The sequence below is a fragment of the Xanthomonas sp. DAR 80977 genome (assembly GCF_041240605.1).
Taxonomy (GTDB): domain Bacteria; phylum Pseudomonadota; class Gammaproteobacteria; order Xanthomonadales; family Xanthomonadaceae; genus Xanthomonas_A; species Xanthomonas_A bundabergensis.
The window spans coordinates 5,424,226-5,446,039 of sequence record NZ_CP162487.1; the positions used below are offsets into that span (position 1 = coordinate 5,424,226).

At 70.7% G+C, this 21,814-nt stretch carries 17 protein-coding genes; 9 read left to right on the top strand and 8 right to left on the bottom strand.

Features of this window, described 5'->3' with window-relative positions; genetic code table 11:
- Positions 1 to 375 precede the first annotated feature (375 nt).
- Entirely contained in the window at positions 376 to 1,155 is a 780-nt protein-coding gene (locus tag AB3X10_RS23010) for a SprT family zinc-dependent metalloprotease (protein WP_369977873.1), read from the top strand.
- 787 nt (positions 1,156 to 1,942) lie between these two features.
- Here AB3X10_RS23010 and AB3X10_RS23015 read toward each other — a convergent pair.
- From AB3X10_RS23015 to hemH, 3 genes are all read right to left on the bottom strand, one after another.
- Positions 1,943 to 4,123 carry a methyl-accepting chemotaxis protein gene (locus AB3X10_RS23015; protein WP_369977875.1) on the bottom strand — a complete coding sequence of 727 codons (2,181 nt, stop codon included), beginning with the start codon at positions 4,121 to 4,123 and terminating at the stop codon, positions 1,943 to 1,945.
- Positions 4,124 to 4,452: 329 nt separating this feature from the next.
- Positions 4,453 to 5,295 (bottom strand): alpha/beta fold hydrolase, encoded by an 843-nt coding sequence (locus tag AB3X10_RS23020; protein WP_369977877.1) that lies wholly within the window; start codon positions 5,293 to 5,295, stop codon positions 4,453 to 4,455.
- Complete coding sequence (gene hemH / locus AB3X10_RS23025) at positions 5,292 to 6,251, bottom strand: ferrochelatase (protein WP_369977879.1); 960 nt, start codon at positions 6,249 to 6,251, stop codon at positions 5,292 to 5,294. Before hemH ends, AB3X10_RS23020 begins: the two co-directional genes overlap by 4 nt.
- Before the next feature lie 166 nt (positions 6,252 to 6,417).
- On the opposite strand from hemH, the gene AB3X10_RS23030 reads away from it, so the two are divergent.
- The 4 genes from AB3X10_RS23030 (at position 6,418) to tatC (ending at position 8,949) form a co-directional block, all read left to right on the top strand.
- Complete coding sequence (locus AB3X10_RS23030; RefSeq protein WP_369977881.1) at positions 6,418 to 7,323, top strand: lipid-binding SYLF domain-containing protein; 906 nt, start codon at positions 6,418 to 6,420, stop codon at positions 7,321 to 7,323.
- A gap of 75 nt (positions 7,324 to 7,398) precedes the next feature.
- Entirely contained in the window at positions 7,399 to 7,626 is a 228-nt protein-coding gene (tatA, locus tag AB3X10_RS23035; RefSeq protein WP_369977883.1) for a Sec-independent protein translocase subunit TatA, read from the top strand.
- 16 nt (positions 7,627 to 7,642) lie between these two features.
- Positions 7,643 to 8,209: a Sec-independent protein translocase protein TatB gene (gene tatB / locus AB3X10_RS23040; protein ID WP_369977885.1), complete on the top strand. Its 567-nt coding sequence runs from the start codon at positions 7,643 to 7,645 to the stop codon at positions 8,207 to 8,209.
- Positions 8,206 to 8,949, top strand: coding sequence for a twin-arginine translocase subunit TatC (gene tatC, locus AB3X10_RS23045; protein WP_369977887.1), 744 nt, complete (start codon positions 8,206 to 8,208; stop codon positions 8,947 to 8,949). The genes tatB and tatC overlap by 4 nt, the downstream gene beginning before the upstream one ends.
- A gap of 223 nt (positions 8,950 to 9,172) precedes the next feature.
- On the opposite strand, the gene AB3X10_RS23050 is transcribed toward tatC, so the two are convergent.
- The 4 genes from AB3X10_RS23050 to AB3X10_RS23065 form a co-directional block, all read right to left on the bottom strand.
- Entirely contained in the window at positions 9,173 to 10,069 is an 897-nt protein-coding gene (locus tag AB3X10_RS23050; RefSeq protein WP_369977889.1) for a BPSS1780 family membrane protein, read from the bottom strand.
- Positions 10,070 to 10,117: 48 nt separating this feature from the next.
- Positions 10,118 to 10,867: a glutamine amidotransferase gene (locus AB3X10_RS23055; RefSeq protein WP_369977891.1), complete on the bottom strand. Its 750-nt coding sequence runs from the start codon at positions 10,865 to 10,867 to the stop codon at positions 10,118 to 10,120.
- A 196-nt stretch (positions 10,868 to 11,063) separates the two neighbouring features.
- Positions 11,064 to 11,912, bottom strand: coding sequence for a hypothetical protein (locus tag AB3X10_RS23060; protein WP_369977893.1), 849 nt, complete (start codon positions 11,910 to 11,912; stop codon positions 11,064 to 11,066).
- 231 nt (positions 11,913 to 12,143) lie between these two features.
- A complete protein-coding gene (locus AB3X10_RS23065; protein ID WP_369977895.1) occupies positions 12,144 to 13,964 on the bottom strand; it encodes a GspE/PulE family protein in 1,821 nt (606 codons plus the stop codon).
- 76 nt (positions 13,965 to 14,040) lie between these two features.
- Here AB3X10_RS23065 and glyQ point away from each other — a divergent pair, with 76 nt between their 5' ends.
- Together glyQ and glyS are read left to right on the top strand one after the other, a co-directional pair.
- Positions 14,041 to 14,949 carry a glycine--tRNA ligase subunit alpha gene (gene glyQ, locus AB3X10_RS23070; RefSeq protein WP_003469925.1) on the top strand — a complete coding sequence of 303 codons (909 nt, stop codon included), beginning with the start codon at positions 14,041 to 14,043 and terminating at the stop codon, positions 14,947 to 14,949.
- A gap of 160 nt (positions 14,950 to 15,109) precedes the next feature.
- Positions 15,110 to 17,407, top strand: coding sequence for a glycine--tRNA ligase subunit beta (glyS, locus tag AB3X10_RS23075; RefSeq protein ID WP_369977898.1), 2,298 nt, complete (start codon positions 15,110 to 15,112; stop codon positions 17,405 to 17,407).
- A 576-nt stretch (positions 17,408 to 17,983) separates the two neighbouring features.
- Here the strand turns inward: glyS and rep are convergent.
- The gene (gene rep, locus AB3X10_RS23080) at positions 17,984 to 19,960 is read right to left on the bottom strand and encodes a DNA helicase Rep (protein ID WP_369977900.1); all 1,977 of its coding nucleotides are present in this window, start codon (positions 19,958 to 19,960) and stop codon (positions 17,984 to 17,986) included.
- 135 nt (positions 19,961 to 20,095) lie between these two features.
- On the opposite strand from rep, the gene AB3X10_RS23085 reads away from it, so the two are divergent.
- Positions 20,096 to 20,716: a thymidine kinase gene (locus AB3X10_RS23085; RefSeq protein ID WP_145704262.1), complete on the top strand. Its 621-nt coding sequence runs from the start codon at positions 20,096 to 20,098 to the stop codon at positions 20,714 to 20,716.
- Positions 20,717 to 20,989: 273 nt separating this feature from the next.
- Complete coding sequence (locus AB3X10_RS23090; protein WP_369977903.1) at positions 20,990 to 21,745, top strand: sel1 repeat family protein; 756 nt, start codon at positions 20,990 to 20,992, stop codon at positions 21,743 to 21,745.
- Positions 21,746 to 21,814: the final 69 nt, after the last annotated feature.

The window sequence follows — 21,814 nt, forward strand, 5'->3', positions numbered from 1 at the left end:
CACAAGCCGCGCCCCGCTGGCCGAGGGCACTGTCGGAGGGGCTGCGGGCGGCCTCGGGCCATCAGCTCCGATCGCTGCCGAAGCCGGCCAAGTTCCCGACTCCGCTCGTGGCGCCTGAAGTCGCTCCCACAAGGGGCCGCGCGCCGGCTGGGTGCACTGTGGGAGGGACTTCAGTCCCGACTGCTGCCGGAGTCGGCCAGCTTCCCGGCTCCGTTCGTCGCGGCTGAAGCCGCTCCTACAAGGGCCACGGCGTGCGCTGCTCGGATCCACTGGAGAACGATCCGGGGCAACCGTGACGGACATTCAGCTGAAGCATGCAGCGCGATCGGTGCGCGCTGTCACCGTGCACGCGCGCCTGGGCGGTATGCTGTGCGCATGCCCGATTTCCTCCGTCGCCTGATCGCGCCGCCTGCCGCGACCGTCGAACGCGACCTCGTCCGCCTGCGGTTGGACGAGCGCGAGATCGAGGTGCTGCGCGTGCGCGACCCGCGCGCGCGGCGGATCAAGCTCAGCGTGGACGAACGCGGTGCGCGCCTGACCCTGCCGCTGCGCGCCAGCCTGGTGTCCGGCGAGCGCTTCCTGCTCGAACACCGGCACTGGCTCGGCGAGCAGCTGGCGCGCTACCAGGACGAAGACAACGAACCGGGCCTCGAGCGCGGCGTGCCCGGCTGGTTGCCGCTGCGCGGCGAGCGCCTGCCGCTGCGCTGGAGCGAGGGCCGCTATGCGCGCCTGCAGGTCGATGCCGACGGCGCGCAGCTGCAGTTGCCGGCGCGCGCCGGCGATGCGGCGATCGCGCGCGCGCTACGCGAGTTCTACGAGGCGCAGGCGCGCGCCGACGTCGGCCGCTGGCTGCCCAGGTACCTGCCCTCGCTGCCGCGCGCGCCGGCGCGGGTGCGGCTGAAGGTGATGTCCTCGCAATGGGGCTCGCTGGCGCCGGACGGGTCGATGGCGCTGGATCTGGCGCTGGTGCTGGGGCGCCCGTCGGCCTTCGAGTACGTGCTGGTCCACGAGCTGTGCCACCTGCTCCAGGCCAACCACTCGCCGGCGTTCTGGCGCGAGGTGGAAGCGCGGTTCCCGGCCTGGCGCGCCGAACGCGACTATTTCCACGCGCAGGGGCGGCGCCTGAAGGCGCAATTGCGGCGGCTGTTGAGCTAGGGCGTCTCGTCCGCGCCGCCGTTGCGCGCGCACGCGGCAAGGACAAGCAAGAACGCGTGAGGGCTGTTTCAGCGCGGACGACGACGTAGCGTCTGGACGCATCAGAGCGGCCCTGCGGGTTGGGCCTGTCAGGCCGGCAGCCGGGGGCGTTGTGCGACATGGCCGCAAGCCACGCGTCGGCGCGCCGGGCGAATCCGGCGGCGTTCTCGGGAAGGGATGGTTCGGCTCGAGGCGCACGGCGCCGCAGCGGTGGACAGAGCGGAGAAGACGCAAGGAACGGGCGGGTTTCGCCTCAGCGCTGCGGAAGAAGAACTCCATGCGCAGCGCCCGGCAGGCCCCCTCTCCCCGCCTACCTCACACCTGGCGCGACCTCCGGCGCCAGCGAACGATACGGTCCGTGCGGCGCTACGCCGGCATGTCAGGACGCCGGGATCGTGCCGCGAACGCAAGACGTATCGCGTCTATGCCTGTTGTCGGCAGGCGTGGCCGCAACTTTAGCGAAATTCTGTCTACACACAAGCGTCACGTCCGTTGTGTATGCGGCGCGTTCAGCCGCCGGCCCGGCGCGCCGATCCTGGCACCGGATCGGCGCCCGAGCGGGTCGCGCCGGGCCAGGCCTTGCGGTCCGTCAGCCGGCTGCGACCCGACCAGCGCCAGGCCGCGCGACATCGACCGCCGGCACGGCTGGGCCGCGCTGGTGCGCGGGACCGCGTCGTCGCCCGGCACGGACTCCCGCCCTCTTCCCCGCCCGTGCGCGCACAGCCACCCGCGGGGACCAAGGACACGCCTAGGCGCCGACGGCGACGTCGAACTCGGCCGGCGCCTGCGCGCTCGCCGCAGGCCGCGGTTCCGGCGCCGCGCTGCGCGCCTGCAGCCGGAACACCGCCACCGCGGCGGCCAGCGCGCCGGCCTGCTGTTCCAGCGCATGCGACGCCGCGGTGGCCTGTTCCACCAGCGCCAGGTTCTGCTGCGTGGTGCGGTCCATCTGCGCCATCGCCTGGCCGACCTGCTCGATGCCGGCCGACTGCGCCTGCGACGCCACTGCGATCCCGGCCACGACCTCGTTGACCTCGCCCACCGACGCCAGCACCCGGCCCATGGTCTGGCCGGCGCCATGGACCTGCGTCGAGGCCATCGCGACCTGGGACAAGGACGCCTCGATCAGCGTCTTGATCTCCTTCGCCGCCCCGGCCGAGCGCTGCGCCAGCGCGCGCACCTCGCTGGCGACGACAGCGAAGCCGCGGCCCTGCTCGCCGGCGCGCGCCGCCTCCACCGCCGCGTTGAGGGCGAGGATATTGGTCTGGAACGCGATGCTGTCGATCACCGCGATGATCTCGCCGATCTTGCGCGACGACCCCTGCACGCCCTGCATCGCCGCCACCGCTTCGTCGATCGCCGCGCCACCCTGGCGCGCGACCGATGCGGCCGCGTGCGCCAGCTGGTTGGCCTGATGCGCGTGCGCGGCGTTCTGCTTGACCGTCTCGGTCAGCTGCGCCGCCGAGGCCGCGGTGCGCTCCAGCGCGCCGGCCTGCTCGGCGCTGCGCCGCGACAGGTCCTGGTGCCCATCGGCGATGGCGCCGGCCTCGCTGTCGATCGCCGCGGCCGCCCGCTGGATCCCGGCCACGATCATGGCCAGCTGGTCGGCGGTGGCGTTGGCATCGTCGCGCATGCGCGCGAACACGCCGTGGAATTCGCCGTGCATGCGCACGCCCAGGTCGCCGCAGGCGATGGCGCGCAGCAGCGTCGACAGCGCGCCGAGGTTGCCGTCCACGGCGGCCATCAGCTGGTTCAGGCTTTCCAGCATGGTGCGGAAATCGTACTGGTGGCGGCTGACGTCGCCGCGCGCGCTGAAATCGCCGGCCGCCGCGGCCGCCGCCAGGTGCCAGATGTCGCGGTTGAGCGCGCCGAGGTTGGCCTTGATCGCGTCCATGGTGTCGGAGATCGCCGCCTGCTCGCCGGGCAGGCGCGGCATGTCCTCGCTGAGGTCGCCGATCGCGTAGCGCTGCATCAACGCGACCGTGCACTGCACCGTGCCCACGTGCAGCTCGACCAAGGCATTGGCGTCGTGCAGCAGCTGCCCGTATTCGCCCGGGAACGCCGCCGCGTCGCTGCGGTGCGCGACCGCCCCGGCGGCGTGGCGCTGTGCCATCTGCCGTTGCTCGGCGAGCACCGCGCGCAGCTGCGCCTGCATGGTCTGCATGCTGCGCAGCAGTTCGGCGGCCTCGTCGTTGCCGTGCACCGGCAACGGTGCGTCGAGGCGGCCGGCGGCGATCGCCGCGGCGATCCGCGTCCCTTCGCGCAGCGGCCGCACCAGGCTCTGGGTGATGCACCAGCCCAGCCAGGTGGCCACCGCCAGCAGCAGGCCGCCGCCGATCAGCAGCATCCAGCGCGCGCGGGTCATCGTCGCCACCGCATCGGCGTAGGCCTGGTCGCTGAGCGTGCGCAGGTGCGCGGCATTGCGCTGGATCGCCTGCTGCCATTGCGCCAGCAGCGGCTGCAGCGTGTACAGGTGCAGGGTCTGCGCGTCCAGGTTCTGGTTGTCGGCGGCCAGCGCCAGCACTTGGGTCTGGAACGGCTGCACCTGGACAAAGGCCTGGTCGATCGCGGCGCGGCGCTGCGCGCCGGTGCGGTCGGCCGGATCCAGGCGCATCGCGAACAGCTTGCGCCGCACCTGCGCGTAGTCGCGCGCGGCCTGGCCGATCGCGCGCACCACCTCTCGCTTCTCGTCGGGGTTGGTCAGGATCACATCGTTGAGCAGGCCGATCTCCAGGCGCGCCTGCGCGGTGACCATGGCGTCGGAGAGCCGGATCTTCTCCATCTTGTCCAGGCTGATGTCGTCCAGCTGGTGGCGCGCCATGGCCATGGACGCCAGGCTGGCGACGATGAGCGCGCCGCAGATCGACAGCAATGCGGCAAAGGCGAAGGTCAGTCGGGGACCGACGGGATAACGACGAAGGAGACGGATCATCGGGGCGGGGAGAGGTTGGGGCGCAATTGCCCACGCTTACCCTGGCCACCAAGCTTTACTGAAACGCGACCGGCCTGCGACAACATGTCGAACTGTGACGCCGGGTGCATCGCAACCGCGGCGTGCCGTGCATCCGCAGCGTCTATCGGCGGCGATCCGCGGAACTTGAGCGCGCGATCGCGACATGCGCGCACGCGCTGGCGTCCACGGGCGTGTGCTGGCCATGCGGCGGCATCGGTTCGGGCACGCGGCGCAGGCGCCCCATTGCGGGTGTCGCACGGATGCCGCGCTGGCGGAGGCGGCGCGGCGCAGCGGCGCCGGCCCGCGACTCAGAAGAAGTCGCGCAACAGCGCCGCCACCGCGGCCGGCTGCTCCATGTGCAGGTGGTGGGTGCCCGGCAACACGTGCACGCGGCCATGGCGCAGCCGCGCCGCACGTTCGCTGCGCAACGGCTCGGGGAAATACGGCTGCGCCGGGTCGGCGTAGATCACCCGCGCCGGGCAGTCGATGCCGGCCAGCAGCGCCTGCACCTGCGCCTCGCTCAGCCGCACCGCGGTGGGCAGGGTCAGGCGCCGGTCGCTGCGCCACACGTAGCCGCCCTCCACCGCCTCGACGCCACGCTCCACCAGCAGCCGCGCCGCCGGCTCGCTGAGCTGGTTGGCCAGCATCCGCGCGCGCACCGGCGCGGCCAGGTCGGGGAACACGCGCAGCGGCGAGGCATTGGCGCGGCGGGTCGCGGCGACGCTGTCGCGCAGGCGTTCCAGGGTGCCCTCCACGGTCTCGGCCAGGCCGCCGAGCATCTCGATCGCGACCAGCTTCCCGACCCGCCGCGGCGCCGCCGCGGCCAGGGTGCTGGCGATCGCCGCGCCCATCGAATGCCCGACCACCGCGAAGCGCTCCCAGCCCAGCGCGTCGGCCGCGTCCAGCAGCGGATGCAGCGCACCGGTCAGCAGATAGTCGGCACCGGCCGGCAAGGCGTCGCTGTGGCCGTGGCCGGGCAGGTCCAGCATCACCAGGTCCAGCTGCGGCAGCTGCGCGCTCAGCGGCACGAAGCTGGCGGCGTTGTCCAGCCAGCCGTGCAGCGCCAGCACCTTGGGTCCGTGCGGATCGCCGCTGCGCAACCCGGCCAACGTGCCCACCCGCGACGGGCAGGCGAAGGGCCGCAGCGTCATGCGGCGCGGGCGGCCAGCTGCGCCAGCGCGCGCGCGTGCGCCGGGGCGTCGTTGAGGCAGGGGATGTAGCGCACCTGCATGCCGCGCGCGGCGCAGGTCTCGACGAAGCCCATCGCCACTTCCTCCAGCGTCTCCAGGCAGTCGGTGGCGAAGCCCGGGCAGATCACGTCGACCCGCTTGGTGCCCCGCTCGGCCAGCTGCCACAGGCTCGGCTCCGCATACGGCTGCAGCCAGCGCTCGGCGCCGAAGCGCGACTGGTAGCCGAGCTGCCATTCGCCGGCGCCCAGGCCCAGCGCCGCGGCGATCGCCTGCGCGCTGGCCTCGCAGCGCTGCGGGTACGGATCGCCGTTGTTGGCCACGCGCTGCGGCAGGCCGTGGAAGGAGAAGAACAGGGTCTCGCCGCGGCCGTGCTGCGCCCAGTGCGCGCGCACGCTGTCGGCCACCGCCTCGACCCAGGCCGCATCGGTCGGATAGTCCTCGATCAGGGTCACCGGCAGCTGCGGGTTGCGCGCCTGCCAGGCCTGCACCACGTCCTCGATCGAGGCGGTGGTGGTGGTCGAATACTGCGGGTACAGCGGCAGCACCACGATCCTGCGCACGCCGCCGTCGCGCAGCGCGTCCAGCGCCGGCGCCAGCGCCGGGGTGCCGTAGCGCATCGCCCAGGCCACGCGGTGGCCGGGCAGTTCGCGCTGCATGCCCTCGGCCAGGCGCCGGGTGTACACCGCCAGCGGCGAGCCTTCCGGCAGCCATACCAGTGCGTATTTCTCCGCCGAGCGCGGCGAGCGCCGTGGCAGGATCACCCAGTTCAGCAGCGGCCACCAGAACAGCCTGGGGATGGCGACCACGCGCTTGTCGCCGAGGAATTCGGCCAGGTAACGGGCGACCGCAGGCGCGGTCGGCGCCTCGGGCGTGCCTAGGTTCACCACCAGCACGGCGGTATCGGGTGCGTCGGACATGCCCGCATTGTGGCAGAGGCGCCGGCCGCGCGCGTCGCGATCGTGTCTATCGCAACGATCGGCCGGTGCGCATGCCGGCCGCGCGCACTCATTGCCGATTCATTGCGCTGTGACTAAGTTCAAGGTCTTGCAGTATCTTGCTGCGGACCTATTTCGGAAGCCCGCCATGCCCCGCCTGCCGCGCCTCGCCCTGTTGTTGAGCACCACGCTGTTCGTCGGCCACGCCGTGGCCGGCCCGGAAGAAGACGAGCGCGCGCGCAACGCGCTGCGCGTGCTGACCGACATCCAGGAGATCCCCGAGCAATCCATCCCCGACAAGCTGCTCGACGAGGGCCGCGCGATCGTGGTGATCCCGGACACGCTCAAGGCCGGCCTGGTCATCGGCGGCCGCCGCGGCCACGGCCTGATGTCGGTCAAGCGCCCCGACGGCACCTGGTCCAACCCGGTGTTCGTCAAGCTCACCGGCGGCAGCATCGGCTTCCAGGTCGGCGTGCAGTCCTCCGACGTGGTGCTGGTGTTCCGCAACGACCGCAGCCTGGACAACATCGTCAACGGCAAGTTCACCCTCGGCGCCGATGCCGGCGTCGCCGCCGGCCCGGTCGGGCGCAACGCCTCGGCCGCCACCGACGGCCAGCTCAAGGCCGAGATCTGGTCGTGGTCGCGCGCGCGCGGCCTGTTCGCCGGCGTGGCGCTGGACGGCGCGGCGCTGCAGATCGACGATGCCGCCGACCTCAACGTGTACGGCAGCAACACCACCCCGCGCATGATCTTCGAAGGCCGCACCACCGCCCTGCCGTCCAACGACGTGGTCGCCTTCCGCGACAAGCTCGAGGAAGCCACCTACGCGGCGCGACAGAACCGCGGCACCGACGGCGGCGATCGCCACACCGCCGCGGCCCCGCCGCCGCGGCCGCAGCCGGCGGCGCAGGCCGCACCGCCCACGGTCGCCGAGCCCGCCGACGGCGCCAGCACCGCGCCATTGCAGGCCCCGCCGCAGACGCCGCCGCAGCAGGGCTTCCAGCCGGTGTCCGAGGGCGAGATCCGCACCGAGTCGCTGGACGGCAACCACTAGAACCAGCGCGACCGAACGCACCGCGGCGCGGTGCGTTATCCTCCTCGTTCCTTACGACTTCTCTGCGAGCGGATCATGGGCGGTTTTAGCATCTGGCACTGGCTGGTCGTGCTGGTGATCGTGCTGCTGGTGTTCGGCACCAAGCGGCTGACCAGCGGCGCCAAGGATCTGGGCAGTGCGGTCAAGGAATTCAAGAAAGGCATGCGCGACGACGACAAGCCCGCCGGCCAGCTCGGCGACGAGTCGCGCAACAGCGAGCAGTCCCGCGAGAGCCAGGCCGAACGCGACCGCGACGCCCGCTGAATAGGAAGCCGCTGGCGTGTTCGATATCGGATTCAGCGAACTGCTGCTGATCGCCGTGGTGGCGCTGGTGGTGCTCGGCCCCGAACGCCTGCCCAAGGCCGCGCGCTTCGCCGGGCTGTGGGTGCGCCGCGCGCGCGCGCAGTGGGACTCGGTGAAGCAGGAACTGGAGCGCGAACTGGAGGCCGAGGAACTCAAGCGGAGCCTGCAGGACGTGCAGGCCTCGCTGCGCCAGGCCGAGTCGCAGCTGCGCGACAGCGGCCAGCAGCTGCAGCGCGAGACCGAGGCGCTGCGCCGCGAGATCGACCCGACCGGGCCGCAGCCGCACGCCGACGCCGCACCGGCCGCCATCGAGGCGCAGCCGGCCACACCGGCGCCGGACCCGTTGCCGCCGTCCAGCGCGCCCGCGGCCGAGGTGCCGTCCACCACGCACGCCGCGACGCCGACGCCGACCCCGACCCCGACCCCGGCGCCGCTCCCGCACCCACCCACCGATGCACCGCAGGTTGCCGCGCACGCCGCGGCCACCGCAGCGCCGGCACCCGGCGCCACGCCGCCCCACGGCGATCCTGAGGCGCCACGATGAATCCGGAAGCCGAAAGCAGCCTGATCGAGCACCTGGTCGAACTGCGCGCCCGCCTGGTACGCGCGCTGCTCGGCCTGGGCGTGGTGGTGCTGGCGCTGCTGCCCTTCTCCAAGCCGATCTACACCTGGCTGGCCGCGCCGATGCTGGCGCAGCTGCCGATCGGGCAGAGCGTGATCGCCACCCATCCGGCCGGGGCGGTGTTCGCCCCGCTCAAGCTGACGTTCTTCGTGGGCGTGTTCATCGCCGTGCCGTGGCTGCTGTACCAGGCCTGGGCATTCGTCGCCCCGGGCCTGTACCAGCGCGAGAAGCGCCTGGCGCTGCCGCTGCTGGCCTCGGCGGTGCTGCTGTTCTATGTCGGCTGCGCGTTCGCCTATTTCCTGGTGCTGCCGGCGGTGTTCCACTTCCTGACCACGTTCAAGCCGGACATCATCCAGCTCACCCCCGACGCCGGCGCCTACCTGGATTTCGTGCTGGCGATCTTCTTCGCCTTCGGCGCCAGCTTCGAGCTGCCGGTGGCGCTGGTGATCCTGGCCCTGCTCGGCTGGGTCACCCCGCAGCAGCTGCGCGAAGGCCGCGGCTACGCGGTGGTCGGCATCTTCGTGCTGGCGGCGGTGCTGACCCCGCCGGACGTGGTCTCGCAGCTGATGCTGGCGATCCCGATGTGCCTGCTGTACGAGATCGGCATCATTGCGGCCAGTGCGGTGACCAAGAAGCCGGTTGAGGCGGAGATTCGGGATTAGGGATTGGGGATTCGCAAAGGCGGGGGCCGGCGCGATCTGCGCCGCGTAGCGGCTCAAGGTAGCCCGTGGGCCGCGGCGATCGACGGGGCCGAACGCGTCGGGGCTGAAGCCCCTCCTACAGATGCGACGACCTGGCAAGGCTGGAGCTCTGCAAAGCGACGACCGGGAAACCGTCAGCTCCCGCTTTTACGAATCCCCAATCCCGAATCCCAAATCCCGGCCCTTAAGCCGCAAACACATTCGAAGGCGGCGGCACCGCCGGCGCGGCGTCGCCGGTGTGCACGAACATCTGCTTCCAGGCCGCGTACACCGCGCCGGCCAGCGCCGGCATCGCCAGCGCCATCAGCAGCAATTGCGCGACCAGAGCCGCGATGGTCGGCCCGGCCAGCGCCTGCACCAGCAGGATCACCAGCACCAGGCCGAAGTACAGCGCGAACATCGCGATGAAGGCGAGGATGAAGAACACCAGCATCGCCGGCAGGTTGTGCAGGCAGGCGCGCAGGCTGTTGCGCATCGCCGCCAGGCCGCCGCGGCCGTCGAACATCACCTGCGGAGCGAGCACGAACAGGGTCAGCGTCACCGCCACGAAGCCGACGAACACCAGCAGCAGCCACAGCAGGATGCGCATGGCCGGCAACGTGGCCACCAGCTGCTCGACCTGCGCCGGATCCGGCTGGGTGCTGGACTGGCCGAGCTCGTTGAGCTTGGTCATCACCGTGCCCAGCTGCTCCCAACCGCTCTGGCCGACCACCACCAGCGCCAGCGCGCCCAGCGCCAGGCCGACCAGCACCTGCGGCAGCAGCGCCACCAGCAGGCTCGGCGCACGCCTGTCGTGCAGGCCCTGCAGCAGATGCGCCGGCTGCGCGGCGCGGCCCTGGTCCACTTCGCGCACCGCCCACACCAGCCCACCGAACAGCAAGGGACCGGCCAGGCCCAGCAGCAATTGCGCCAGCATGCCCAGGGTCGGGTTCAGCGCGCCCATCAGCAGCGCCAGCAGCGCCGCCAGGCCCCAGATCACGCCCAGCAGGCCCAGCGCCAGCGGCGCGCGGCGCAGCAGCGAAATCCCGGTCAACAGCCATTCCGCGCCGGCCGAGGCCGGCAGCTTGCGAATCTCGATCATTGCCAATCCGAAGTGGGGGGCGCCGTACCTGCGCGGCGCCTGTACAGATTATCGCGGTTTTGCCCGGCCGCCGGCGGTTTGCTGGCCACGCGCGTGCTGAACGAAGCGCCGCAGCAGCTTGCGCGCCAGCGGCGCGGCGCTGACCTCGCGGGCGATGGTACGGGCGCAGCGGCCCGCGCTGCGTAGACACTCGGCGCGGGCGTGCACGTAGCCGCGCATGTGGTGGGTGGCGAATTCCGGATGGAACTGCACGCCCCAGGCCGCCTCGCCCCAGCGGAAGGCGTGGCACTGGTCCTGCGCCGAGCGCGCCAGCACGGTGGCGCCGTCCGGCGCGCGCAGCACGGTCTGCAGGTGCGTGGCGTGGGCCGGGAAGCGTTCGGGCAGGCCGGCGAACAGCGGATCGTCGAACGCCGGCGGATGCAGGTCGATGTGCACGGTGCCCGACTCGCGCCCGGCCGGGTTGTAGGCGACCTCCCCGCCCAGCGCGTGCGCCAGCAGCTGGTGGCCGTAGCAGATGCCCAGCAGCGGAGTGCCGGCGTGGGCCGCCTCGCGCAGCCAGTCGGCCGAGCGCTCGCTCCAGTCGGCGCGGTCGGTGACGAAGGCCGCCGAGCCGGTGACGATGATCCCGGCGAAACCCGCGCGCGCCGGCAGTGCCGCGCCGGCGGCGACATTGGCGACCACCGTGTCGCGCTCGGCCAGGCCGGCGGCGACGCGGATCCAGTGCGGAAAGCGCCCATAGCGCCGCATCGTCGCCACCGGCTCGCCGGTTTCGAGGATCAGGAAGGGCGCGGGCGTCATCGGCGGGCGGCAACTCGGAGGGGGTCGACCCGATTGTAGACAGACCTTCACGGCTTTTTCCAAGCCGGCGGCGCACTGCGCCGCTGTCGCGCGTCCCAATTCAGCTGCACGACAGTCGTTTGCCGCCGCCGCACGTCGGTTTTGGCATCAGCGCTGCGTCCTGCCCGGTAGACGCAGCGCGGATGACGGCAAGGGATTACGCCAGCATCGCCGGATCCACCACGGTGAGCCGCTCGTCGGGATCCAGTTCGAAGATCTGCCGGTACTGCTCCGGATCCAATGCCTTGGCGGCATTGTCCTGGAATTCCAGGGCGATGCGGTTGATCTCGGCGCCCTCGGCCTGGGTGGTCGCGGCGTCGGCCCGCAGCGTTTCGCGTGCGGCGATGGCCGCGATCTTCGCCACCGCCGCCTCGCGGAATTGCAGCACGCCATCGCGCGCAGCGGCGGTCAGCGCTTCGCCCAGGGTGGCATGGACCCGCGCGGCGAAATCGTCGCTTTCGTGCGCGGCGACCAGCGCCGCGCCCACGGCGCAGGCGTTCTTCTTTTCCTCCCACGCGTTCGACAGCCAGTTGCGGCCATAGGTGCCATACAGCGCCGTGCTGAGCCAGTAACCGCGCGCGATGCGTACCGTCAGCGGCGCGGTGCTGGCGCTGCCGGTCGCCCACAGCACCTGGTTGGCGAGCTGATGGCAGACGCCGTTGATGGCGTAGCGGAAGATGGTGCCTTGCGCCGGCGGGTTGTCGTTGGAAGCCTGGTTCGGCAGGCACAGGCAGCTGGCGTGCGCCAGGTCGGCCTGCGCCTGCCCGGCATAGCCACCGGGCGATGTCTTGCTCTGCCCGGACGGGTGGAACACGCCCCAGCAATACCAATATTGCTGCTGCTGAGCGAGGACATCCTGGATCGTCGGATAGGCGTGTTCGCGGTTGTCGTAGCTGGTCACCCAGGTGTGGTCGACCAGGGCGCTGAGCCGGGGTGCCTGCTGGATGAAGCCGGTATCGCCTGCGCCGACCGGATTCACCCAGGCATACAGTGTGGTTGTCGTCATTGCGCGATCTCCTTGCACTTCCATTGACGTGCGCTACGGGAAGAGCCACGCACAGGCGAAGCGCGGCGCGCGGCCGCACTGGAGCGGCAACGCAGCGATCGAGGTCTGGAAACGCGGCCCGCATGCCGCCCCTTGTGCCCCGGGCGGCCCGACCGTTCTAGCGCAGCTGGCGCCGCCGCGGGTGGACAAGTCGCTGGCACCGCGATCGCGCCAGCGCGTGCCCTGGCCGCCTCACTCGCGCGGCGGCAGCACCGACAGCACTTCCTCGATGGTGGTCAGGCCGGCGGCGACTTTTTCCAGGCCGGCGCGGCGCAGGCTGCGCACGCCCTCGGCCTGCGCGGCGCGGCTGAAGCCGGCCAGGTCCATGTCGGCGCGGATCAGCGTGCGCAGGCGCGGCGTCACCGGCAGCAGTTCGTACAGGCCGACCCGGCCCAGGTAGCCGGTGCGGCGGCATTCCAGGCAGCCGACCGGGGCGTGGACCTGCAGTTCCTGCGGCAGCGCTTCGCCGGGCTCGCGCAGCGCGTCCCATTCGAGCTCGCCGAGCGTGTGCGGGCGCTTGCAGTGGCTGCACAGCGTGCGCACCAGGCGCTGCGCCAGCACGCCGTTGAGGGTGGAGGCGACCAGATAGTGCGGCACGCCCAGGTCGAGCAGGCGGGTGATCGCCGAGGGCGCGTCGTTGGTGTGCAGGGTGGACAGCACCAGGTGTCCGGTCAGCGAGGCCTGCACCGCCATCTGCGCGGTCTCCAGGTCGCGGATCTCGCCGATCATGATGATGTCCGGGTCCTGACGCAGCAGGGTACGCACGCCGCTGGCGAAGTCCAGGTCGATGTTGGTCTGCACCTGCATCTGGTTGAACTCCGGGGAGATCATCTCGATCGGGTCCTCGATGCTGCACACGTTCACGTCGGGCGTGGCCAGGCGCTTGAGCGTGGAGTACAGCGTGGTGGTCTTGCCCGAGCCGGTCGGGCCGGTGACCAGCACGATGCCGTGCGGGCGTTCGACCAGCGCCGCCCAGCCGGCCGCTTCCTGCGCGCTGAAACCGAGCTGGTCCACACTCTTGAACGCCGCGTCCGGGTCGAAGATGCGCATCACGCACTTCTCGCCGAACGCGGTGGGCATGGTCGACAGGCGCATCTCGGTCTCGCGCCCGCCCGGCGAGCGGGTCTTGATGCGCCCGTCCTGCGGGCGCCGGCGCTCGGCCAGGTCCATGCGCCCGAGCACCTTGATCCGGCTGACGATGGCGGTCATCACCGCCGGCGGCACTTCCAGCACCTTGTGCAGCACGCCGTCGATGCGGAAGCGCATGCGCCCGGCCTCGCGCCGCGGCTCCAGGTGGATGTCGCTGGCGCGCTGCTCGTAGGCGTACTGCAGCAGCCAGTCGACGATGTGCACGATGTGGTGGTCGTCGGCGTTGACGTCGCCGCCGCGGCCCAGTTCCACCAGCTGCTCGAAGCTGGGCAGGCCGCTGCTCTGTTCGTTGCGCCCGTCCTTGGCGCCGCGCACCGAGCGGGTCACGCCGAAGAACTCCATGGTGTAGCGGTGCAGGTCCAGCGGGTTGACCACCGCGATCTCGATCCGGCGCCGCGCCAGGTGCTGCACGTCGGCCAGCCAGTCCAGCGCCAACGGCTCGCTGGTCGCCACCAGCAGGCGTTCGCCGTCCAGCGCCAGCGGCAGGATGCGGTGGCGGCGCGCGTAGGCGTGCGAGACCACGGCGGTGACCGCGGCCACGTCGACCCGGGTCGGGTCGATGCGCAGGTAGCGCAGGCCGCAGCGCTGCGCCAGCCACTCGGTCAGCCGTTCCAGGCCCAGCTCGCTGCCGGGCGGACGGGTCGCGGCCAGTTTCAGGTTGGACAGCAGCACCAGCGGGTGCACGTCGCTGACGGTGCGCGCGGACTGCGCCGAGAACTGCATGCGGCCGCGCTCGGCCGGCGCGACCAGGCCGTCGGCGAGCAGCGCCGCGGCGACCCGCTCGACACTCAGGCGCCCGGGCGGCAGCGACACCACATTGGGAACGGGTACTGCGGGCGGCTGCGCGGCGGGTCGCGAATCCATGGTCCAGGTCCGGTGCGCGGAAGTCCCCGCAAGTCGGTCGCTATACTAGCGCACCCCCTTTGCCGGCCTTTGCTGCATGCCCGTCTCCCGGTCCGTTCCGATCACGTTCCAGGGTCTGATCCAGACCCTCAACCAGTTCTGGGCGCAGCATGGCTGCGTGCTGATCCAACCGCTGGACCTGGAAGTGGGCGCCGGCACCTTCCACCCGGCCACGTTCCTGCGCGCGCTCGGCCCCGAGCCGTGGAACGCGGCCTACGTGCAGCCCTGCCGCCGCCCCACCGACGGCCGCTACGGCGAGAACCCGAACCGCCTGCAGCGCTACTACCAGTACCAGGTGGCGATGAAGCCGAACCCGGACAACATCCAGCAGCTGTACCTGGATTCGCTGCAGGCGCTGGGCATCGATCCGCTGGTGCACGACCTGCGCTTCGTCGAGGACAACTGGGAATCGCCCACGCTCGGCGCCTGGGGCCTGGGCTGGGAGGTGTGGCTCAACGGCATGGAGGTCACCCAGTTCACCTACTTCCAGCAGGCCGGCGGGCTGGAGTGCAAGCCGGTGCTGGGCGAGATCACCTACGGCCTGGAACGGCTGTGCATGTACCTGCAGAACTGCGACAACGTCTACGACCTGGTGTGGACCTACGGCCCGGACGGCGCGCCGGTGACCTACGGCGACGTCTACCACCAGAACGAGGTGGAGCAGAGCGCGTACAACTTCGAGCACGCCGACGTGGCCGAGCTGTTCCACCGCTTCGACGCCTGCGAGCGCGAGGCGCAGCGCCTGGTCGAGCTCGGCCTGCCGCTGCCCGCCTACGAGCAGGTGACCAAGGCCAGCCACGCCTTCAACCTGCTCGACGCGCGCCGCGCGATCTCGGTGACCGAACGCCAGCGCTACATCCTGCGCGTGCGCGCGCTGGCGCAAGCGGTGGCCAAGGCCTACCACGCGCAACGCGAGAAGCTGGGCTTCCCCGGCGTGAAGCGCTGAGGCCTTCATAGCCCCTCTCCCAACGGGACAGGGGTTGGGGTGAGGGTACGGGGCGAAGCCCTGCAGACCTGAACTTCCAAGGCTTCGCCCGAACCCTCATCCGCCCCTTCGGGGCACCTTCTCCCGCAGGGAGAAGGGAACCGCTAGCAAGGTCTGACACATGAGCGCACTACATCCCCTGCTGATCGAACTGGGCACCGAGGAACTGCCGGTCAAGGCGCTGCCGGGCCTGGCGCAGGCCCTGTTCGACGGCGTGATCGCCGGGCTGGAGAAGCGCGGCATCGCCTTCGAACGCGGCGACGCCAAGCCGCTGTCCACCCCGCGCCGGCTGGCGGTGCTGCTGCCGGGCGTGGCCGCCGAGCAGCCGGAGCAGCGGTCGGAAGTGCTCGGCCCCTATCTCAACATCGCGCTGGACGCCGACGGCCAGCCGACCAAGGCGCTGGCCGGTTTCGCCGCCAAGGCCGGCATCGACTGGACCGCGCTGGAGCGCACCAGCGACGCCAAGGGCGAGCGCTTCGTGCACCGCGCGCTGACCCCGGGCGCGCAGACCACCGCGCTGCTGCCGGAGATCCTGCGCGAGGCGATCGCGGCGATGCCGATCCCCAAGCCGATGCGCTGGGGCGACCACGACTACGGCTTCGCGCGGCCGGTGCACTGGCTGGTGCTGCTGTTCGGCAGCGACGTGGTGCCGGTGCAGCTGTTCGGCGTGCAGGCCGGCCGCGACAGCCGCGGCCACCGCTTCCTGCACGACGCGCCGGTGGCGCTGGCGCAGCCGGGCGACTACGTGGCCGCATTGCAAGCGGCGCAGGTGCTGGTGGACCCGGACGCGCGCCGCGCGCGCATCGTCGCCGAGGTCGAGCAAGCCGCGCGCCAGGCCGGCGGCAGCGCGCGCATCTCCGACGACAACCTGGAGCAGGTGGTGAACCTGGTCGAGTGGCCGTCGGCGGTGCTGTGCCATTTCGAGCCGGCGTTCCTGGCGGTGCCGCAGGAAGCGCTGATCGAGACCATGGAGAGCAACCAGAAGTTCTTCCCGGTGCTCGACGACGGCGGCAAGCTGACCGAGCATTTCATCGGCATCGCCAACATCGTCTCGCGCGACGTGGCCGAAGTGGCCAAGGGCTACGAGCGGGTGATCCGGCCGCGCTTCGCCGACGCCAAGTTCTTCTTCGACGAGGACCTCAAGCAGGGCCTGGAGGCGATGGGCGCCGGCCTGGCCAGCGTGACCTACCAGGCCAAGCTCGGCAGCATCGCCGACAAGGTGCAGCGCGTGGCCGCGCTGGCCGCGGCGATCGCGCCGCTGGTCGGCGTGGACGCGGCGCAGGCGCGCCGCGCCGCCGAACTGAGCAAGAACGACCTGCAGTCGCGCATGGTCAACGAGTTCCCCGAACTGCAGGGCATCGCCGGGCGCCACTACGCCAAGGCCGCCGGCGAGCCGGGCGAGATCGCGCTGGCGATCGACGAGGCCTACCAGCCGCGCTTCGCCGGCGACGACATCGCGCTGTCGCCGCTGGGCAAGGTACTGGCGATCGCCGAGCGCCTGGACACGCTGGCCGGTGGCTTCGCCGCGGGCCTGAAGCCGACCGGCAACAAGGATCCGTTCGCCCTGCGGCGCAATGCGCTGGGGTTGGCGCGGACGGTGATCGAGAGTGGGTTTGATGTGAGCCTGCGCGATCTACTCGGTGTCGCGACGCTGCAAACGCTTTTGGCGGTCGCTGCGCACAGCCCGAAGAAGGACGCTGTCGTCAGTCAGCCCAGCGCAATTCCTGCCGCCGGCGATGGCAGGTCGGGAAACAGCTTCGTCGCCGGCTTCCTGAAGGAGCATTTCAGCCAACAGGGTCAGGCGGTGACCTTCCTGGAGGCTGCTCCGACCGTAGCGGAACTGTTCGATTTCATCCTCGACCGCCTGCGCGGCTATTACGCCGACAAGGGCGTCCCGGCGACGCATTTCAACGCGGTGGCGGCCTTGTTCTCGGTCGCGGCTGAAGCCGCTCCTACAGGGAGCGTCGCAGCTTCTGCAGGAGCGGTTTCGACCGCGACCGCCACCCACGGATCGCTCTACGACTTCGACCGCCGCATCGACGCGATCGGCATCTTCGCCACGCTGCCGGAGGCCGAGGCGCTGGCCGCGGCCAACAAGCGCATCCGCAACATCCTGCGCAAGGCCGAGGGCACGATCCCGGCGCAGATCGACGCCACGCTGCTGCGCGAGCCGGCCGAAAGCGCGCTGGCCGAAGCGGTGGAAGCGGCGATCGTGGAAACCGACGGCGCGCTGCGCCAGCACGACTACGTCACCGTGCTGAACTTCCTGGCGCGGCTGCGGCCGCAGGTGGACGCGTTCTTCGACGGGGTCATGGTCAACGTCGACGATCCGGCGATCCGCGGCAACCGCCTGGCCCTGCTCAAGCGCCTGGGCGACCGCCTCGGCAGCGTCGCCGCGATCGAGCACCTGTCCTCGTAAGCGACGCAGCAGCTGGATGCGTGCAGAGGCGGCGAAAGCCGCCTCTGCTTTTTTGTGGGAGCGACTTCAGTCGCGACGCGCGAAGCCAACGGTCCCACAACAAGTGGAAAGCGTCGGGACTGAAGTCCCTCCCACAGTGCACCGAGCCGGCTACCTGCAATGACCGCCGAGCGACCCTGCTCGTGGCAGCCGCTGCCTTCGGCAACACCGCTTCTTGTGGGAGCAACTTCAGTCGCGACGAGCGCAACCGAAATCCTGCCGTGCTGAGAAAGAGTGTCGGGGCTAAAGCCTTCCTACAGTGCACTCGGCTGGTCGTATACAAGCGCCGGGTCGAGCCCCTCTCCCGTCGGGAGAGGGGTTGGGGTGAGGGTCCGGCGCGAAGCGTCTCGTGGAGTTGGGCGCACGAGGCTTCGCCCGTACCCTCATCCGCCCCTTCGGGGCACCTTCTCCCGGTGGGAGAAGGAAACAGCTAGCAAGGTCTGGCACATACCCGCGCCACACCCCAGACGCGCCACCCGCAGCGCGGCGCACAACCGCCGTTGCGAATCCCGAATCCCCACTCCCCAATCCCCGCCTTCAATCGAACAACGCCTGGATCGCCGCCAGCCCGGCATTGGCGCGCTCCTTCTTGCGCTCGGCATCGGCCACCGGGTCGGCACCGTCGCGCTGCATCTCCTCGGCCGGGATCTCGGCGAAGAAGCGGCTGGGCTTGAGCCGGATGTGCTCGCCGAACTTGCGGGTCAGCTTGCTGTAGCTCATCCACAGCTGCTCCTTGGCGCGGGTGATGCCCACGTACAGCAGGCGCCGCTCCTCCTGCAGGTTGCCCTCCTCCAGGCTGACCTCGTGCGGCAGCACGCCGTCCTCGCAGCCGACGATGAACACGTAGCGGAATTCCAGGCCCTTGGAGGCGTGCATCGTCATCATCCGCACCTGGTTGCCGCCGTCGTCCTTGTCGTTGCGCGACAGCAGCGCCAGCTGCGCGGCCAGGTCGCCGACGGTGGCGCCGCGCGGGCCGCCCTCGAACCACTTGGCCAGTTCTTCCAGGTTGCTGCGGCGGCGCTGGAACGTGGCTTCGTCCTTGCACTGGCTGCGCAGTTCGCGGATCAGCCCGGATTGCTCGGCGAGCTGGCGCACCACGTCGGCCGAAGACAAGGTCAGCGAGGCGGTGCGCAGTTCCTGCAGGATGTCGACGAAGTCGCTCAGGCCGTTGGCCGCGCGCGGCGGCAGCTGCTGCAGCGCGCCCATCGACTCGGCCGCGCGCGACATCGGCAGATGCTTGGCCGAGGCCAGTTCGGCCAGCTTGGCCAGCGAGGTGGCGCCGACCTCGCGCTTGGGCGCCTGCACCGCGCGCAGGAACGCGGCATCGTCGTCGGGATTGACCAGCAACCGCAGCCACGACAGCACGTCCTTCACTTCCTGGCGTTCCAGGAACGCGGTGCCGCCGGTGATGTGGTACGGCACGCCGGCCATCTGCAAGGCCTTTTCCAGCGGCCGCGACTGGAAGTTGCCGCGGAACAGGATGCAGAAATCGCTCCACGGCACCTGCTTGGCGTTGCCCAGGTAGGCGATTTCGGCGGCGACCTTCTCCGCCTCGTGCTCGCTGTCGCGGCATTCCCATACGCGGATGCGCTCGCCGTCGGCCTGGTCGCTCCACAGGGTCTTCAGGTGCTCGTGCGGGTTGTGCGCGATCAGCGCGTTGGCCGCGCGCAGCACGCGGTTGGAGCAGCGGTAGTTCTGCTCCAGCTTGACGATCTGCAGCGCCGGATAGTCGCGCCCCATCTGCATCAGGTTTTCCGGGTTGGCGCCGCGCCAGGCGTAGATGCTCTGGTCGTCGTCGCCCACGCAGGTGAAGTTGCCGCGCGGGCCGGCCAGCATCTTCAGCAGCCGGTACTGCGCGTCGTTGGTGTCCTGGCTCTCGTCCACCAGCAGGTAGCCGATGCGCTCGCGCCAGGCCATGACGATGTCCTCGTTCTCCTCCAGCACCTGCACCGGCAGGCGGATCAGGTCGTCGAAGTCCACCGCGTTGAACGTGGTCAGCCGCGCCTGGTAGCGCTCGTACAGGCTGGCCGCTTCCTGCTCGCGGTTGCTGCGCGCCGCGGCCATCGCCTGCTCCGGCGACAGCCCGGCGTTCTTGGCGCGCGAGATCAGGTTCTTGGCGTCGTCGATCGCGTCGGGCTTGGCGCCGTGCATCAGGTCCTTGATCTGCGCGGCGGCATCGTCGGCGTCGAAGATCGAGAAGCCGCGCTTCAGCCCGACCGCGGCGTGCTCGATCTGCAGGAACTTCAGCCCCAGCGCGTGGAAGGTGCAGATGGTCAGGCCGTCGGCGGCGTCGCCGCGGATGCGCTTGGCCACGCGCTCGCGCATTTCCTTGGCCGATTTGTTGGTGAAGGTGATCGCGGCGATGCGCTTGGCCGGGTAGCGGCCGGTGGCGATCAGGTGCGCGATCTTTTCCACGATCACGCGGGTCTTGCCGCTGCCGGCGCCGGCCAGCACCAGCAACGGGCCTTCGCAATGCAGTACCGCGGCGCGTTGGGGGGGATTGAGACCGTGCATGAAGACTTCCCTGGGCCGCGCATTGTAACGGGCGCCGGCGGGCGGCGATGCCGGCGCCGCCGCGCCGGCGCTGAACGGGTTTTCCCAGCCGCGCCCGGCCTGCGGCGCGGGCCGCCGCCGCGCTAGAATCGCGCCATGGCGAAACTGTATTTCTACTATTCGGCGATGAACGCCGGCAAGACCACCACGCTGCTGCAGTCGGCGCACAACTATCGCGAGCGCGGCATGCGCACCGCGATCCTGACCCCGCGCCTGGATCACCGCGACGGCAGCGGCGTGGTCGCCTCGCGCATCGGCCTGCGCGCCGACGGCAGCAGCTTCGTGCCGGAGACCGACCTGCTGGCGCTGCTGCAGGACGACATCGCCCGCGACGGCGCGCTGCATTGCGTGCTGGTGGACGAGGCGCAGTTCCTCAGCCGCGCGCAGGTCTGGCAGCTCAGCGAGGTGGTCGACCGGCTGCGCATCCCGGTGCTGTGCTACGGCCTGCGCACCGATTTCCGCGGCGAGCTGTTCGAGGGCAGCCAGTACCTGCTGGCCTGGGCCGACGAGCTGCAGGAGATCAAGACCATCTGCCACACCGGCAGCAAGGCGACGATGACCGTGCGCGTGGACGCCGACGGCCACGCGGTGCAGGACGGCCCGCAGGTGGAGATCGGCGGCAACGAGCGCTACGTGTCGGTGAGCCGCGCCGAGTTCAAGAAGATCATGCGCGGCGAAGGCCGCATCGATCCGTTGCAGATCGCGCTGCCGCGCTAGCGCAGCCGTGCTGTCGGCTGCGGCACAGGCGCAAGAACGCGCCGGCCTGGATCTGATCGCCATCGCCTTGGCCGCATGCACGGGCGACCGCAGTCGTGAGCGCCTTGCACTGTACGGGTGCGCGCATCCGCCGCGTCGGCCCGGCGACGCGCCAATCATGAACCGCGCTTGACGACGCCTGCACGGCAGGCGCCGCATAGGCCATCAGTCTATGGATCGCCGCAACAACGCACGTCTAGAATCGCCAGCGATCGCACTCATGGGAAGAGTTACATGCATCAGTTCAAGGAATACGCCATCGGTGGCTGCACCGCCCTGGCCTTCGCGGTTGCGCTCGCGCTGTCCGGCAACGCGGCCGCCGCCGACAATGCGCGCACGTTCGAGGACATCCCGGCGCAGGTGCTGACCGACGGTTTCCTCGAGGCGCATCTGGACCTGTTCTACCGCCGCGCCGGCATCCGCGCCGACAAGAAGGGCGAGTTCGCCGAGGCCAAGAAGAACTACCTGCTCGCCGCGCGCTACGCCGACAAGCCCTCGCAGGCGCGACTGGGCGAGATGTACTGGGAAGGCCAGGGCGTGGCGAGCGACCGCGCGATGGGATTCCTGTGGATGGCGCTGGCCTCCGAGCGCGGCTACGAGGCGTTCACCGCGCGCAAGATGGAGTACTGGAACCAGCTGACCCCGGAAGAGCGCCAGCGCGCGATCAAGCAGGACAAGAAGATGCTGGCCACGTATGGCGACCAGGTAGCCAAGCCGCGCCAGGAAGCGGTGCTGCGCCGCGAAGCCGGGCGCAGCACCGGCAGCATGCTCGGCCACTCCGGTGCCTCCGGCCTGCAGATCAACGGCCCGCGCGGCGGCAGCATCGATCCGGAAGTGTTCTACGCCAAGGAATTCTGGGAACCGGCGGCGTACTGGAAGCTGCAGGACCGGGTCTGGGACGGCCGCACGCCCGGCCGCGTGGACATCGGCGACGTCGAGGACATCACCCAGGAACCCGCGCCGACGCCGCAGCAACCGGCCAAGCCCTGAGCCGGCTGCAGTGCGCGGCGCCGGACACGCCGCGGCGCCGCCAAAAGCATCGGGACTGAAGTCCCTCCC

Coding starts and splice junctions, on each gene's coding strand:
- AB3X10_RS23060 (WP_369977893.1), bottom strand. CDS start 11,912: ATGACGACAACCACACTGTATGCCTGGGTGAATCCGGTCGGCGCAGGC.
- AB3X10_RS23085 (WP_145704262.1), top strand. CDS start 20,096: ATGGCGAAACTGTATTTCTACTATTCGGCGATGAACGCCGGCAAGACC.
- tatA (WP_369977883.1), top strand. CDS start 7,399: ATGGGCGGTTTTAGCATCTGGCACTGGCTGGTCGTGCTGGTGATCGTG.
- AB3X10_RS23020 (WP_369977877.1), bottom strand. CDS start 5,295: ATGACGCTGCGGCCCTTCGCCTGCCCGTCGCGGGTGGGCACGTTGGCC.
- glyQ (WP_003469925.1), top strand. CDS start 14,041: ATGCCCGTCTCCCGGTCCGTTCCGATCACGTTCCAGGGTCTGATCCAG.
- AB3X10_RS23050 (WP_369977889.1), bottom strand. CDS start 10,069: ATGATCGAGATTCGCAAGCTGCCGGCCTCGGCCGGCGCGGAATGGCTG.
- hemH (WP_369977879.1), bottom strand. CDS start 6,251: ATGTCCGACGCACCCGATACCGCCGTGCTGGTGGTGAACCTAGGCACG.
- AB3X10_RS23090 (WP_369977903.1), top strand. CDS start 20,990: ATGCATCAGTTCAAGGAATACGCCATCGGTGGCTGCACCGCCCTGGCC.
- AB3X10_RS23065 (WP_369977895.1), bottom strand. CDS start 13,964: ATGGATTCGCGACCCGCCGCGCAGCCGCCCGCAGTACCCGTTCCCAAT.
- AB3X10_RS23010 (WP_369977873.1), top strand. CDS start 376: ATGCCCGATTTCCTCCGTCGCCTGATCGCGCCGCCTGCCGCGACCGTC.
- AB3X10_RS23055 (WP_369977891.1), bottom strand. CDS start 10,867: ATGACGCCCGCGCCCTTCCTGATCCTCGAAACCGGCGAGCCGGTGGCG.
- tatC (WP_369977887.1), top strand. CDS start 8,206: ATGAATCCGGAAGCCGAAAGCAGCCTGATCGAGCACCTGGTCGAACTG.
- rep (WP_369977900.1), bottom strand. CDS start 19,960: ATGCACGGTCTCAATCCCCCCCAACGCGCCGCGGTACTGCATTGCGAA.
- AB3X10_RS23030 (WP_369977881.1), top strand. CDS start 6,418: ATGCCCCGCCTGCCGCGCCTCGCCCTGTTGTTGAGCACCACGCTGTTC.
- glyS (WP_369977898.1), top strand. CDS start 15,110: ATGAGCGCACTACATCCCCTGCTGATCGAACTGGGCACCGAGGAACTG.
- AB3X10_RS23015 (WP_369977875.1), bottom strand. CDS start 4,123: ATGATCCGTCTCCTTCGTCGTTATCCCGTCGGTCCCCGACTGACCTTC.